This is a genomic window from Streptosporangium sp. NPDC049248 (assembly GCF_040678965.1).
GTDB lineage: Bacteria > Actinomycetota > Actinomycetes > Streptosporangiales > Streptosporangiaceae > Streptosporangium > Streptosporangium fukuiense.
Map to the genome: position 1 here is coordinate 135,979 of NZ_JBFAQY010000023.1, position 12,196 is coordinate 148,174.

General features: G+C 70.4%; 13 protein-coding genes. 10 read left to right on the forward strand and 3 right to left on the reverse strand.

From position 1 onward, the window contains the following. Positions 1–96: 96 nt before the first annotated feature. The 6 genes from AB0K21_RS32560 to AB0K21_RS32585 all read left to right on the forward strand — a co-directional run bounded on the left by AB0K21_RS32560 (position 97) and on the right by AB0K21_RS32585 (position 6,134). A complete protein-coding gene (locus tag AB0K21_RS32560) occupies positions 97–909 on the forward strand; it encodes a class I SAM-dependent methyltransferase (RefSeq protein WP_343962322.1) in 813 nt (270 codons plus the stop codon). Positions 910–1,032: 123 nt separating this feature from the next. Then, positions 1,033–2,070 (forward strand): YihY/virulence factor BrkB family protein, encoded by a 1,038-nt coding sequence (locus AB0K21_RS32565; protein ID WP_343962324.1) that lies wholly within the window; start codon positions 1,033–1,035, stop codon positions 2,068–2,070. A 370-nt stretch (positions 2,071–2,440) separates the two neighbouring features. Further along, positions 2,441–4,792 (forward strand): nitrate- and nitrite sensing domain-containing protein, encoded by a 2,352-nt coding sequence (locus AB0K21_RS32570; RefSeq protein ID WP_364155490.1) that lies wholly within the window; start codon positions 2,441–2,443, stop codon positions 4,790–4,792. Continuing rightward, on the forward strand, positions 4,773–5,198 hold the full coding sequence (locus AB0K21_RS32575) for a roadblock/LC7 domain-containing protein (RefSeq protein ID WP_030905472.1): 426 nt from the start codon (positions 4,773–4,775) through the stop codon (positions 5,196–5,198). Before AB0K21_RS32570 ends, AB0K21_RS32575 begins: the two co-directional genes overlap by 20 nt. 20 nt (positions 5,199–5,218) lie before the next feature. After that, complete coding sequence (locus tag AB0K21_RS32580; RefSeq protein ID WP_364155492.1) at positions 5,219–5,545, forward strand: DUF742 domain-containing protein; 327 nt, start codon at positions 5,219–5,221, stop codon at positions 5,543–5,545. Continuing rightward, a complete protein-coding gene (locus tag AB0K21_RS32585) occupies positions 5,526–6,134 on the forward strand; it encodes an ATP/GTP-binding protein (RefSeq protein WP_343962331.1) in 609 nt (202 codons plus the stop codon). Before AB0K21_RS32580 ends, AB0K21_RS32585 begins: the two co-directional genes overlap by 20 nt. A gap of 3 nt (positions 6,135–6,137) precedes the next feature. Here AB0K21_RS32585 and AB0K21_RS32590 read toward each other — a convergent pair whose 3' ends face one another. After that, positions 6,138–6,836: a helix-turn-helix domain-containing protein gene (locus AB0K21_RS32590; RefSeq protein ID WP_343962333.1), complete on the reverse strand. Its 699-nt coding sequence runs from the start codon at positions 6,834–6,836 to the stop codon at positions 6,138–6,140. 155 nt (positions 6,837–6,991) lie between these two features. Between AB0K21_RS32590 and AB0K21_RS32595 the strand changes: the two genes are divergently transcribed. The 3 genes from AB0K21_RS32595 (at position 6,992) to AB0K21_RS32605 (ending at position 9,778) form a co-directional block, all read left to right on the forward strand. Continuing rightward, on the forward strand, positions 6,992–8,227 hold the full coding sequence (locus AB0K21_RS32595; protein ID WP_343962335.1) for an acyl-CoA dehydrogenase family protein: 1,236 nt from the start codon (positions 6,992–6,994) through the stop codon (positions 8,225–8,227). Then, positions 8,224–9,057: an SDR family NAD(P)-dependent oxidoreductase gene (locus AB0K21_RS32600; RefSeq protein WP_343962337.1), complete on the forward strand. Its 834-nt coding sequence runs from the start codon at positions 8,224–8,226 to the stop codon at positions 9,055–9,057. The genes AB0K21_RS32595 and AB0K21_RS32600 overlap by 4 nt, the downstream gene beginning before the upstream one ends. Positions 9,058–9,190: 133 nt before the next feature. After that, complete coding sequence (locus tag AB0K21_RS32605; RefSeq protein ID WP_343962339.1) at positions 9,191–9,778, forward strand: thioredoxin domain-containing protein; 588 nt, start codon at positions 9,191–9,193, stop codon at positions 9,776–9,778. Between the two features lie 68 nt (positions 9,779–9,846). Here AB0K21_RS32605 and AB0K21_RS32610 read toward each other — a convergent pair whose 3' ends face one another. Continuing rightward, on the reverse strand, positions 9,847–10,056 hold the full coding sequence (locus AB0K21_RS32610; protein ID WP_343962505.1) for a ferredoxin: 210 nt from the start codon (positions 10,054–10,056) through the stop codon (positions 9,847–9,849). Between the two features lie 8 nt (positions 10,057–10,064). Next, on the reverse strand, positions 10,065–11,264 hold the full coding sequence (locus AB0K21_RS32615) for a cytochrome P450 (RefSeq protein WP_343962341.1): 1,200 nt from the start codon (positions 11,262–11,264) through the stop codon (positions 10,065–10,067). Positions 11,265–11,369: 105 nt separating this feature from the next. On the opposite strand from AB0K21_RS32615, the gene AB0K21_RS32620 reads away from it, so the two are divergent. Then, on the forward strand, positions 11,370–11,990 hold the full coding sequence (locus tag AB0K21_RS32620; protein ID WP_343962344.1) for a helix-turn-helix domain-containing protein: 621 nt from the start codon (positions 11,370–11,372) through the stop codon (positions 11,988–11,990). Positions 11,991–12,196: the final 206 nt, after the last annotated feature.

Sequence of the window (12,196 nt, forward strand, 5' to 3'; positions counted from 1 at the left end):
TAGGGAGAGGGGGTACGTCTCGCCGAAAGCCTGTCACTTTCCGTGGTGTGCCGCTTACCATGCGACGGAGGTCACCCACTTTCGGAAGGTTCCCACATGCCCGGGCAGAACTCGGCGACCGCGTCTGACTACGTGTTCGACAACGACGGGGATCACTCGTCCGACCAGCACCGCTACCTCGCCCAGCTCCTTGACCCGCTGACCTTCGAGCGCCTCGCGCTGACCGGCGTCGAAGCCGGCTGGAACTGCCTGGAGGTAGGGGCCGGCGGGGGCAGCGTGGCGCTCTGGCTGGCCGAGCGGGTGGCGCCCGGCGGGCGCGTGCTGGCGACCGACATCAAACCCGGCCTGATCCCGTCCAGGCCGGGGCTGACCGTCGCCCGCCACGACATCGTCGCCGACCCGCTGCCGGTGGACGCGTTCGACCTGATCCACGCCCGGCTCGTGCTCAGCCACCTGCCCCAGCGCCGCCAGGTCCTGCGGCGCCTGCGCGCCGCGCTGCGGCCCGGCGGCTGGCTGCAGATCGACGAGATCGACATCACCCGCTGGGTGGCGCCGCCCACCCTCGGCGGGCGGGAGGGCGAGCTGTACGGGGCCTACATCGCCGCGATGACCCGGGTGCTGGGCGCCGCGGGCAGCGATCCGACCTGGGGCGGTTCCGCCGCGCGGGAGATGGCCGGGGCGGGCCTGGTCGATGTCGACCCGGTGCGCTGGACCGAGGTGTGGGAGCGCGGCTCCGCCGGGCTCGGCCTGCTGATCAGCAACAGTCACCACCTGGAGGAGCGCCTGGTGGAGGCGGGGATGACCGTACGGCGACTCCGGGAGGTCCGCGAGGTCATGTCCGCTCCGGGGTTCAGCGCGCCCTCCTTCGAGATCCACTCGATCCTCGCCCGCAGGGCCTGCGACGGCTGAGGGCGAGACGGCGGCGTTCCCGGGACGAGACCGGCTCTCCGGAAGGACGATCCGGGAGGTGGGCCCGGAGAGGACATGATCGGGAAGGGGCTAGACGGGCGGCGCGGGGGTAGAGGCCGTGGCATGACGGTCACGGGCTTCACCGCGCGGATCTCCGAGGCGTGGACGCGTGCCCGCCACCGTCACGGCTGGCTGGACCATCTGGTGCGTGCCGGGGTGCGCTACGACGAGGTGGACGCCGGACGGCTGTCGGCGGCGCTCACCTACTACTCGTTCTTCGCCGTGTTCGCGCTGGGGCTGCTCGGGTTCGCCATCATCGGCCAGGTCCTCGACGACCCGGAGGTGGTGCGTACGGTGCAGGGCTACCTCTCGGAGAACTTCCCCCGGCTGGACGTGCAGGCGCTGCAGGACGCCAGGAGCACGGCCGGCGCGATCGCCTTCGTCGGCCTGCCCATCACCGGCCTGTTCTGGATGGACGCCCTGCGCTCGGCGATCAGGGCCACCTGGCGGATCGAGGAGTATCCGGGCCGTCCCGTGCTGCGCCACATCATCGACCTGGGAGTGATGGCGGGCCTCGGGTTGCTGCTGTCGGCCTCGCTCGCGGTGGCCTTCGTCGCGGAGACGGTGCTGAACTGGATGTTCGCGCACACGGTGGGCGTCGACGACACACTGTCGCGGTGGCTGCTGTCGGCCGCCGCGTTCGTGCTCGGCCTGGCCGTCAACACCCTGCTGGCGGTCGCCCTGCTCTGCGGCCCGCCCCGGCTGAGACTGCCGCCGCGCCGGGTCCTCGGGCCCGCGCTGCTCATCACCGCCGGTCTGGAGGCCCTCAAGTCCCTGGGGCAGTTCTATCTGGAGATGACGGTGGGCAATCCCGCCTACCAGGTGGTCGCCGGAGCCGTCGGGATGCTGGTCTTCCTCAAGATCCTTAACCAGCTGATCCTCTTCGCGGCGGCGCTCACCGCCACCGGCACCGCGGGCACCGTGGTCGACCTGGCCGCCCGCCGCGCCCGCTCCGAGGCGGCGCGCGAGGGCTTCTCGCCGGACGCCCCGCGGAACCAGGCGGGTGGTTCCCCGGAGCCGCCTCCGGTCACCCCCCATGTCGCCCCCCATGAGGGCCCGCAAGGCGTCGGGCACCTCGGCACGCGGGATCCGGCCGTCTGATTCTCGGGTGTCCACCGACGTCGCGCTCGGCGACCGGACGTCAGGGGCGATGCTCCGCCACCGGCTGCTCGGGCGTCGGCGGGCGGTAACGGAATGCTCTCGATCCGTGCCTGCGGAGACGGTGGTTTCGCGCGCCCACACCCGCGCTGAGCTGCATGATCGTCTGGAGTCCGGGTCCTCGCAGGTGCGAAGTCTGGTGACCTGTCGCGAACATTCAGATTCATTCTTCGCTCTGCGGCTTGAAGCCACATATGTCCCATGGGCATAGTGTTTCGAATCACACACGCACCAGTCGCGGCGTGCGACCGCCGGGCTCTCCGAGCCCGGCGGCTGTCGGCTACGCGCAGGAACCGCGGATTGGACAAGAAGAATGAGTTCCCCCCCTCCGATCCGCTCGAAGATCCTTAGGATCCTCGTCATTCCTGTGCTCTCGCTGATCGCCCTCTGGACGGTCATCGCCTACACGGCGGTCTCGCAGATCGCCGGCATCTCCCAGACGCAGACCCGCTGGCAGGTGACCGGGGCGCCGATCCGGGAGATGATCGTCGAGATCCAGCGCGAGCGCCAGCTCTCCGCCGACGCGGCCGGGGCCACCGCACAGCACAAGCCGCTCTCCGAACAGCGGAGAGCCACCAACCGCACGGTGGATCTGGTACGCCAGGCGATCTCGTCCGCCGAGGGCTACGAGCCGGAGAACGCCCCGACCGACATGCGGGCCCTGAAGTCGGCCATGGACGGGCTCGTTCTGGTGCGCGCCTCCGCCGACAACGGCTCGATGAGCGCGATCCAGGTGACCGACGCCTACAACGCCTTCATCAGCGCCGCCAACAAGCAGTTCGGCGACTCGACGGAGCTCGCCGATGTGTCCTCCTTCCGGATCATCCGCGGCATGAGCGCCTACAGCACCACCGCCGAGTACCTGGGCAGGGAACAGGCCATACTCGCCCCCGTGCTGAAGCACGGCAGGATGACGCACGCCGAGCAGGTGGCCTTCGTCGCGGCGATGACCAGCCGAAGGAACTACCTGACCAACGCGGAGCGGGACATGGGCCCCGAACTGCAGGCGCGCTACCAGCAGGTCGCCGGGGACGCCGCCCACCAGCGGCTGCTGGCCGCCGAGAACAAGATCTTCGCATGGGACCTGAAGGGGAAGCCGCCGCTGGACGCCGCCGAGTGGAAGCGGGACTCCGGGACGGTGCTGAGCACGGTCAACCAGCACACCCAGGAGGAACTGGCCCGCGCCACGATCAAGGGCGGCGAGCTCAGGAGTTCGGCCTTCCTGCGCGTCGGACTGGTCCTGGGCCTGGGCCTGCTCGCGATCGTCGTCTCGATCGTGTTCTCCTACCGGTTCGGCCGCTCCCTGATCGATGAGCTGAAGCGCCTCCAGGCCTCGGCCGTGGAGCTGGCGGAAGAGCGGCTGCCGCGGCTGGTCGAGCGGCTGCGCAAGGGCGAGGACGTGGACCCGGCGACCGAGGCCCCCGAATTGGACCGCGCCAACACCGCCGAGGTCGACCGGGTCGTGCACGCGTTCTCCGCGGTGCAGCGCACCGCGGTGGAGGCCGCGGTCGGCCAGGCCACACTCCGCAAGGGCGTCGGCCAGGTCTTCCTGAACCTCGCCTGGCGCAACCAGGCGCTGCTCCACCGCCAGCTCACGCTCCTGGACACGATGGAGCGCCGCGTCGAGGAGCCGGAGATCCTGGAGGATCTCTTCAAGCTCGACCACCTGACCACCCGCATGCGGCGGCACGCGGAGAACCTGATCATCCTGTCCGAGGCGGCCCCGGCCCGCAGGTGGCGCGACCCGGTACCGATCTTCGACGTGGTGCGCAGCGCCGTGCTCGAGGTCGAGGACTACACCCGTGTCACGGTCCTGCCCATGCCGCAGGCGCCGCTGCTGGTGGGCGCCGCGGTCACCGACGTGATCCACCTGATCGCCGAGCTGGTGGAGAACGCCACGGTCTTCTCGCCGCCGAACACGGTGGTCCACGTACGGAGCATGGTGGCGGCCAACGGCTTCGCGCTGGAGGTCGAGGACCGGGGTCTGGGGCTGAACCAGGCCACCCTCGACGAGCTCAACGCCAAGCTCGCCGACCCGCCGGAGTTCGACCTGGCCGACAGCGACAGGCTCGGCCTGTTCGTCGTGGCCAGGCTCGCGGCCCGGCACGGGATCAAGGTCGTGCTGCGGCCCTCGCCGTATGACGGCACCACCGCGATCGTGCTGCTGCCGCAGAGCCTCCTCGCCACCTGCGAGGCACTGGCCGCCGAGGCCGTCCCCCAGGCGCGCCGGGTGGGCGCCCATCCGGGCGGGCCGGCGCGGGAGCTGACCGCGGCACCCGAGGTGCTGCCCGGGGCGTTCTACAGCTCGCAGGACCTGCCGGTGGCGCGCACCCCCGAGCCCTCGCCGGGATGGTTCCCCGCGCCACAGCAGCGGCAGGAGACCCCGGCCCCCTCGATACCCGTGCGGCGGGCGGTGTCCGTACCGGACATCGACGATGACCTGGACGGGTTGCCGGTGCGGGTGCGGCAGGCCAACCTGGCCCCCCAGCTCCGCCAGACACGCTCACCCGAGCGGCGCGACGTTCCCGCGCGTACTCCCGAGGAGCTCTCAAACCTCATGTCGTCCATGCAACAAGGCTGGCAGCAGGGTCGCAGCCAGGCCGAGCAGGACCAGGACGTGTGGAAGCGAAAGGATGGCCACTCCGATGCCCGACCCCAGATCTGAACTGAGCTGGCTTCTCGACGACCTGACCCAGCGGGTCCCCGGTATCCGGCACGCGATCGTGCTGTCCGCCGACGGCCTGGCGATGGGCGGCTCCCGGGAGCTGACCCGGGAGGACGCCGAGCACCTGTCCGCCATCTCCGCCGGGAGTCACAGCCTCGCGCTGGGCACCGGGCGGCACTTCGGCCTCGGCGGTGTGCGGCAGACCATCATCGAGATGGAGGGGGGCTTCCTGTTCGTCACCGCGGCGGGGCAGGGAGCCCGGCTGGCCGTGCTGGCCGCGGGCGACGCCGAACTCGGCATGGTGACCTACGAGATGGCGCTGTTGGTCAAGCGCGTCGGCGAACACCTGTCCTCCCAGCCGAGGGGAGCTGCCCCGGCACCCGCCTGGAACGGTGCGAGATCGTGACGGGAGAGGATCCCGGGCCCTTGGTCAGGCTCTTCGGGGTGACCGGCGGTCGGGCGCGCCCGATCGGGGAGAGCTTCGACCTGGTGGCCATCGTCACGACCGTCGACATGCCCTTCGAGCCGGTCGGGTTGATGCCCGAGCATCTCGACGTGCTGTCGGCCTGCCGTCGGCCGACCCCCGTGGCGGACGTGGCGGCGCACCTCAAGCTGCCGCTCAACATCACCCGCGTACTCCTCAGCGAACTGCGCCGCGAGGGCCTGGTCACCATCGACAAGCCCCGGCCGATGGGGAAGACGATCGACGAACGCATCTACAGGGAAGTGCTGCATGGAATACGCGGCCTCTGAGCCGGGCATGAGCCCGGCCGACAGCCCGGCGATGGCCATCAAGATCCTTGTCGCCGGCGGTTTCGGGGTCGGCAAGACGACCATGGTCGGTACGATCAGCGAGATCAGGCCCCTGCACACCGAGGAACTGCTGAGCGAGCGCGGCGTCGGCGTGGACGACCTCGCGGGCGTGGAATCGAAGATCACCACGACGGTGGCGCTGGACTTCGGCCGGATCACCATCCGCGACGGGCTCTGGCTCTACCTGTTCGGCACCCCGGGCCAGGACAGGTTCTGGTTCATGTGGGACGAGCTCTCCGTCGGCGCGCTCGGCGCGGTCGTGCTCGCCGACACCCGTCGGCTGCAGGACTGCTTCCCCGCGGTGGACTACTTCGAACAGCGCGGGCTCCCGTTCGTGGTGGCGGTCAACTGCTTCGACGGCGCGCGGCGGCACGACCCGATCAAGATACGCAGAGCGCTGGGGCTGGACGGGGTGGCCCCGATCATCCTCTGTGACGTGCGCAGGCGCGAGTCGGTCAAGGAGGTGCTGACCACGCTGGTCACCTACTCGGCGGGAGGCGCCTTCCAGGCGGCTCAGGCGGGCGCCTGACGGTCACCGTTCGCCTTCGGGGGGTTCGGGGCGGTCCCCGCCTCGCAGCCTGTCGCGCTCTCCCAGCAGGCGGGCGGTCTCCGCGGAGACCTCGGTGGCCAACACGGCCGACACGACGTCGATCAGGTGGCTGGTGAAGAGCCGGTCGTCCTTGCCCTCGGGGCCCGCGGCGCGGCGGGCGAGTTCCACGTAGGTCACCCGGATGGCCATGAAACGCTGGTGCAACCGGCGCAGCGCGACCTCGGAGAGCAGCGGGGCCACCAGCTCGCGCCACCGGTTGATGCTCTGCCGAGGATCGTCCCGCACGCCCCGCAGGGCGGGCAGGTCGCCGCGGTGGACGAGCTGCTCCATGATCTGCAGATAGGACCGGCCGCCGTCGGGGTCGGCCAGCTTGGCGGCCATCGGCCGCACCAGCGCGGCGGCGAGGGCGCGGCGGGCCTCGGCCTCCGGAAGGCTCCCCCTGGACTCGTACTCGTCGAGCAGCTGGTGGCGGCGGGCCTCGATCTCGGGATGGTGCTTGGCGAGCACCGCGTTCAGCAGCCCCGCCCGATCCCCGAAGTGGTACTGGAGCGCCGTCGAGTTGCGCTGCCCGGCGGCGGTGTTGATCTCGCGGAGCGACACGCCGTCGATCCCCCGCTCGGCGAACAGCCGCTCGGCCGCCGCCACCAGGCGCCTGCCGGTCGCTTCCGGGTTGGGGGGCATGCGCGCTCCTGTCTTGCCGGTGGATCCGTCGGTCGTTAAGGTAATAATGCATCTGTCTGAAATCATCAAGCAGTCGCCTCAAAGGTGGCGGCACACGGCAAGGATAGAAGGCGTCCCCTTCTGACCTGTCGGCCGGAAGGTAAGGGGAGGACCCCATGGCCATTGATTTCACCCTCGCCCCCGAGCACGAGGAGATCCGCCGCCGGGTACGGGCCTTCGTCCAGGAGACCGTCATCCCGGCCGTCAGCGGCTTCGACGACGAGGAGAAGGCGACCAGCCGCGACGAGTACATCCGGGTCATCTTCGAGCTGCGCGAGAAGGCGCGGGCCGAGGGACTGTGGCTGCCGCACATGCCCAAGGAATGGGGCGGCATGGGCCTCGGCCACGTCGAACTCGCCATGGTGCAGTCCGAGGCCGCCAAGACCCGACTCGGGCCCTGGGTCCTCAACTGCGCGGCGCCCGACGAGGGCAACATGCACACGCTGCTGCACTGGGCGACCGACGAGCAGAAGGAGAAGTACCTCAAGCCACTGCTCAAGGGCCACCAGATGTCATGCTTCGCGATGACCGAGCCGGAGGTGGCCGGCTCCGACCCCACGCTCATCCGGACCCACGCCGTCAGGGACGGCGACGAGTGGGTCATCAACGGCCACAAGTGGTTCATCTCCAACGCCCGCCGGTCGAGCTTCGCCATCCTCATCGCCAAGACCGAGCTCGACGTGCCCGAGGGCTCGCGTGGCGGCAACACGGCCTTCCTGGTCGACCTCCCGCAGGAGGGGTGGAACGACGTCCGCGAGGTCGAGACGATGCACGGCTCCACCGGTCACAGCGAGATCGTCATCACCGACCTGCGGCTGCACGACAGCCAGATCCTCGGCGGGCGCGGCAACGGCCACCGGCTCGGCCAGTACCGCCTGGGCCCGGCGCGGCTGGCGCACTGCATGCGCTGGATCTCCCAGGCCGAGACGGCGCTGGACATGATGGTCGACCGCGCGCTCAACCGCTACAGCCACGGATCGCTGCTGGCCGAGAAGCAGGGCATCCAGTGGCTGATCGCCGACTCGGCGATGGAGCTCTACCAGTGCAAGCTGATGGTCCTGCACGCCGCCTCGAAGATCGACAAGGGCGAGGACTTCCGTACCGAGGTCTCGATGGCGAAGCACTTCGTGGCCAACAGCCTCAACCGGATCGTCGACCGGGCGATCCAGGTGCACGGCGCGCTCGGCTACTCGACCGACACCCCGCTGGCCAACATGCTCCAGCACGCCCGCTGGGCCCGCTTCGCGGACGGTGCCGACGAGATCCACCAGATGCGCATCGCCGAGCGTACGATCGCGGCGTACCAGAGCACGGGTTCGACCAACGCCGCGACCGGAGGGCTGCCACTTTGACCACGGAGAACACGGGGAACACGGGCGCCGGGCTGCTCAGCGGGCTGGGGGGGCAGAGCCCGGTGGAGGCGGCCAACGTGGTCCGCAGCGACCGGCTGGAGGGCAGGGTCGCCCTGATCACCGGCGGCGGCAACGGCATCGGCGCGGGCGTGGCCCGGCGGCTGGCCGAGGGCGGGGCCCGCCTCGTCCTCGCCGACATCGACGACGCCGCGGGCGAGAAGCTCGCCGACGAGCTGGACGCGACCTACGTCCACTGCGACGTGTCCCGGCCGGAGGACAACGAGGCGGCGGTGGCGACCGCGGTCGAGCGGTACGGCAGGCTCGACCTCGTCTTCCTCAACGCGGGCATCACCTCGGGCTGCGGGCTGGGCGAGGACTTCGACATCCGGCGCTACCGCCTGGCGATGGGGGTCAACCTCGACGGTGTCGTCTTCGGGGCGCACGCCGCGATCCCGGCGCTGCTGGCGGCGGGCGGCGGCACGATCGTGGCGACCGCCAGCATGGCGGGCATCGTCGGCATCCCCTCGGACCCCATCTACGCCGCCAACAAGCACGCCGTCGTCGGGCTGGTCCGCTCGCTCGGCCAGGATCTCCAGCCGCGGGGGATCAGGGTGCAGGGGCTCTGCCCCTCGTTCGCCGACACCGCGATCCTCGGCGAGGGCAGGGAGACGCTCCAGCAGCTCGGCTTCCCGATCCTGGAGGTCTCGGCGGTCGTCGAGACGTTCGTCCAGCTGCTCGACAGCGAGGGCACCGGCGAGTGCTGGTTCGTGATCCCCGGTCGCGAGAGCCAGCCCTTCTCCTTCCGCCGGGCTCCGGGACCGCGAGTCTGAGGGGGAGCATATCGGGGTGATTTGTCCGAATTTTGGTGGTTCGTAGGCTCCGGCGGTCCGTCACGGGGTAGAGCACGAAAGGGGGTGGACCCGCGGGGTCCGCGGCCCTCTTCCGCGTCGCGGGGAGGAACACATGACAGCTCGACCGCATCGGCCCACCCGGCCGGCCCGGGTGCCCGCCGGCGCCTCCACGGCGGGAGACGGCGTCGCCATGGGTTCGGGCCCGGTCATCGTGGACGTCTACATCGACTTCCTCTGCCCGTTCTGCAAGGCGTTCGAGGAGGCGGCGGGACCGGCGCTGGCAAGGTTGGTGGCGGGCGGGGCGGTCAGCCTCGTCTACCACCCCATGGGCTTCCTGGACGAGCTGTCCACCGACCGCTACTCCTCCCGCGCGTCCGCCTCGTCGGGTTGCGCCTCGGACCGGGGGAGGTTCGTCGAGTACGCCCACGCGCTCTTCGCCGACCAGCCCCCGGAGGGAGGCCCGGGGCTCACCGACGACGAACTGGTCGAGGTCGGCCGCCTCGCGGAGATCACCGATCCGGGGTTCGGCGGATGCGTGCGCGAGGGCGTCTACCTCGACTGGGCCGCCCACGTGACGGAGACGGCCATCGAGCGCGGGGTGAGCGCCACACCGACGGTCCTCGTCCAGAACGTCCCGGTACCCGCCAACGCGCAGGCCATCCTCACCGCCGTGCTGGCCGTCGCCCGCTCGCGCCGGTGACCGAGGTACCTCGGGAAGTGCCGGAATCCCGCGTCCTCCGACGTGCGGGACCCCGGCACCCCCGTACGTCAGGCGGTACCGGGATCCTCCCGCACCGAGATGGCGCCCGAGGGGCAGAGCCGCTCGGCCCGGCGGACGTCGGCGTGCGACCCGGGCGGCGGCGACTCGTCGAGGAGCACGACGGTGCCGTCGTCCTCGCTCTGGTCGAACACCTCCGGCGCGGTGAGCACGCACATGCCCGCTCCGATGCACCGCGCCGTGTCCGTGGTCACCCTCAGTGCGTTCTCTACCATCTGACCGGCAGCTCCCGTACGCCGTAGATGGACATGGTGTCGCGCATGCGGACCTCCTGCGCCGGTATGGCGAGTCGTAGACCGGGGAACCGATCAAACAGCATGGGAAACGCGGTGCGCATCTCCACACGGGCGAGCTGCTGGCCGAGGCACTGGTGCAACCCGTGCCCGAATGTCAGATGCCCACTCGCGGGGCCGGTGATGTCCAGCCGGTCGGGATCGGTGAAACGCGAGGGATCGCGGTTGGCGGCCTGGACCGAGAGGGTCACCACCTCACCCGCCCTGATGAGCTCCCCGTCCACCTCGACGTCCTCCAGGGCGGCGCGGATCGGGCCGATGTGGATGATGCTGAGATAGCGCAGCAACTCCTCGACCGCGTTGTCGGCCAACGAGGGATCGGCGCGCAGCGCGGCGAGCTGTTCGGGGTGCTGCAGCAGGGCGAACGTGCCGAGCCCGAGCATGTTGGCGGTCGTCTCGTGCCCGGCGGCGAGCAGCAGGAACCCGATGTTGCCCAGCTCCTCGTCGGTCAGCTCACCACCGGTGACGAGCCCGCTGAGCAGGTCGTCGGCGGGCTCGGCCCGCTTGAGCTCGATGAGCCGGGCGAAGAACGCGGCGACGCGGGCGACCGCCGCGCGAATGTCCTCGACGGCGGACTCCAGGTTCAGCAGCACCGCGGTGGCCTGCTGGAACTCCTCACGGTCGGAGTACGGGACGCCGAGCAGCTCGCAGATCACCAGCGAGGGAATGGGCAGCGCGAACTCCCTGACCAGGTCCTGGGGAGGCCCGGCCTTCTCCATCGCGTCCAGCCGCTCCTCGGTGATCTCGTGGATCCTGGGCTCCAGCTGCTTCATCCGCCGCACGGTGAACTGCGCGGTGAGCAGCCTCCGGTAGCGGGTGTGGTCGGGCGGGTCCATCCGGATGAACATGCCGGGGTCGGCCGGGCGGCGCATCTCCTGCATCAGCGGGAAGGGCACCGGGACGTTCAGCAGCTCGCGCCGGGAGCTGAACCGGGGGTCGGCCAGGATCGACCGCACCGCGGAGTAGGAGGTCACCAGCCAGCCGACCCGGCCGTCGGGGTAGGCCATCCGGGTGACGGGCCGCTCCTCGCGCAGTGCGGCCAGGCGCTCGGGCGGGGTGAAGGGGTCGGGGCGTCCGAAGGGAAAGGCGATCGCCTCCGCGTGGGACTCTGTCATCCGTTACTCCTGTGCAGAGATGCGGCTGGTCTCCCTCCAGAAAACTACATCAAATGTAAAATTACAATAGGTGCAGAGTATGGTGCTGTGCAGTAAGATGTCCGCATGAGTGAGGTTCTGGGACTGCGTGAGCGCAAGAAGCTGCGCACCCGGCACGCACTCATCGCCGCGGCGATCGAGCTCTTCGTCGAGAAGGGCTACGAGCAGACGACCGTCTCGGAGATCGCCGCAGCGGCCGACGTCTCGACCCGCACCTTCTTCAGCTACTTCGCGAGCAAGGAGGACGTGGTCTTCCACAACTCGCGAGACGGCATCGACCGCGCCCTGCGGGTGATCGCCGAGCGCGGTCCCGGAGACCGGGCGGTCGACCTGCTGAGCCGCGCCATCACCTCGGGGTTCGCCGCGCTCGCCGTCGACGACCAGCTCGCCCGTGAGATAGCGCCCATCAACCACCTCATCCTGACCGTCCCCTCGCTCAGGGCGCGCGGCCTGCTGCTCCTCTTCGACAGCCAGCAGGAGCTCGCCGAGGCCCTGCACCGGGCGTGTCCCGACGAGCTGAACCTGGCCGAGGCGTCGGCGGCCGTGGGGGCGGTGATCGGCGGGGCCAAGCTCGCCGCCTTCGTCAGCATGCGGCACGGAGCCTCCCCCGAGGAGATGCTGGAAGCCGGACGCCAGGCCACCGAGTTCACCCTCGCCGGCCTGCGCGCCACCTTCACGCCGCCCTGAGCCCGCCCGCCGGGACGAATACGCGGGCGCTCGATCCTGTCGGCCCGCAGTTCACAGCCGAGCAGGAACACGAAGACGACAAGACCGAACTCCCCTCGGGGTCGTGCTCACCGGGTGGGTCAGGAGGCCGGCACCGGCCGCGGCCTCCCGCCCGAGAACGCCCCCATGCCGTACAGCAGTGGGTTTCCAGGACCGGCCTGTACGTT

What these genes read in the sequence shown, in the direction of transcription:
- AB0K21_RS32560 (WP_343962322.1), top strand. Translation starts at nt 97, where the DNA reads ATGCCCGGGCAGAACTCGGCGACCGCGTCTGACTACGTGTTCGACAAC.
- AB0K21_RS32590 (WP_343962333.1), bottom strand. Translation starts at nt 6,836, where the DNA reads ATGCCCCCCAACCCGGAAGCGACCGGCAGGCGCCTGGTGGCGGCGGCC.
- AB0K21_RS32615 (WP_343962341.1), bottom strand. Translation starts at nt 11,264, where the DNA reads ATGACAGAGTCCCACGCGGAGGCGATCGCCTTTCCCTTCGGACGCCCC.
- AB0K21_RS32570 (WP_364155490.1), top strand. Translation starts at nt 2,441, where the DNA reads ATGAGTTCCCCCCCTCCGATCCGCTCGAAGATCCTTAGGATCCTCGTC.
- AB0K21_RS32595 (WP_343962335.1), top strand. Translation starts at nt 6,992, where the DNA reads ATGGCCATTGATTTCACCCTCGCCCCCGAGCACGAGGAGATCCGCCGC.
- AB0K21_RS32575 (WP_030905472.1), top strand. Translation starts at nt 4,773, where the DNA reads ATGCCCGACCCCAGATCTGAACTGAGCTGGCTTCTCGACGACCTGACC.
- AB0K21_RS32620 (WP_343962344.1), top strand. Translation starts at nt 11,370, where the DNA reads ATGAGTGAGGTTCTGGGACTGCGTGAGCGCAAGAAGCTGCGCACCCGG.
- AB0K21_RS32585 (WP_343962331.1), top strand. Translation starts at nt 5,526, where the DNA reads ATGGAATACGCGGCCTCTGAGCCGGGCATGAGCCCGGCCGACAGCCCG.
- AB0K21_RS32565 (WP_343962324.1), top strand. Translation starts at nt 1,033, where the DNA reads ATGACGGTCACGGGCTTCACCGCGCGGATCTCCGAGGCGTGGACGCGT.
- AB0K21_RS32605 (WP_343962339.1), top strand. Translation starts at nt 9,191, where the DNA reads ATGACAGCTCGACCGCATCGGCCCACCCGGCCGGCCCGGGTGCCCGCC.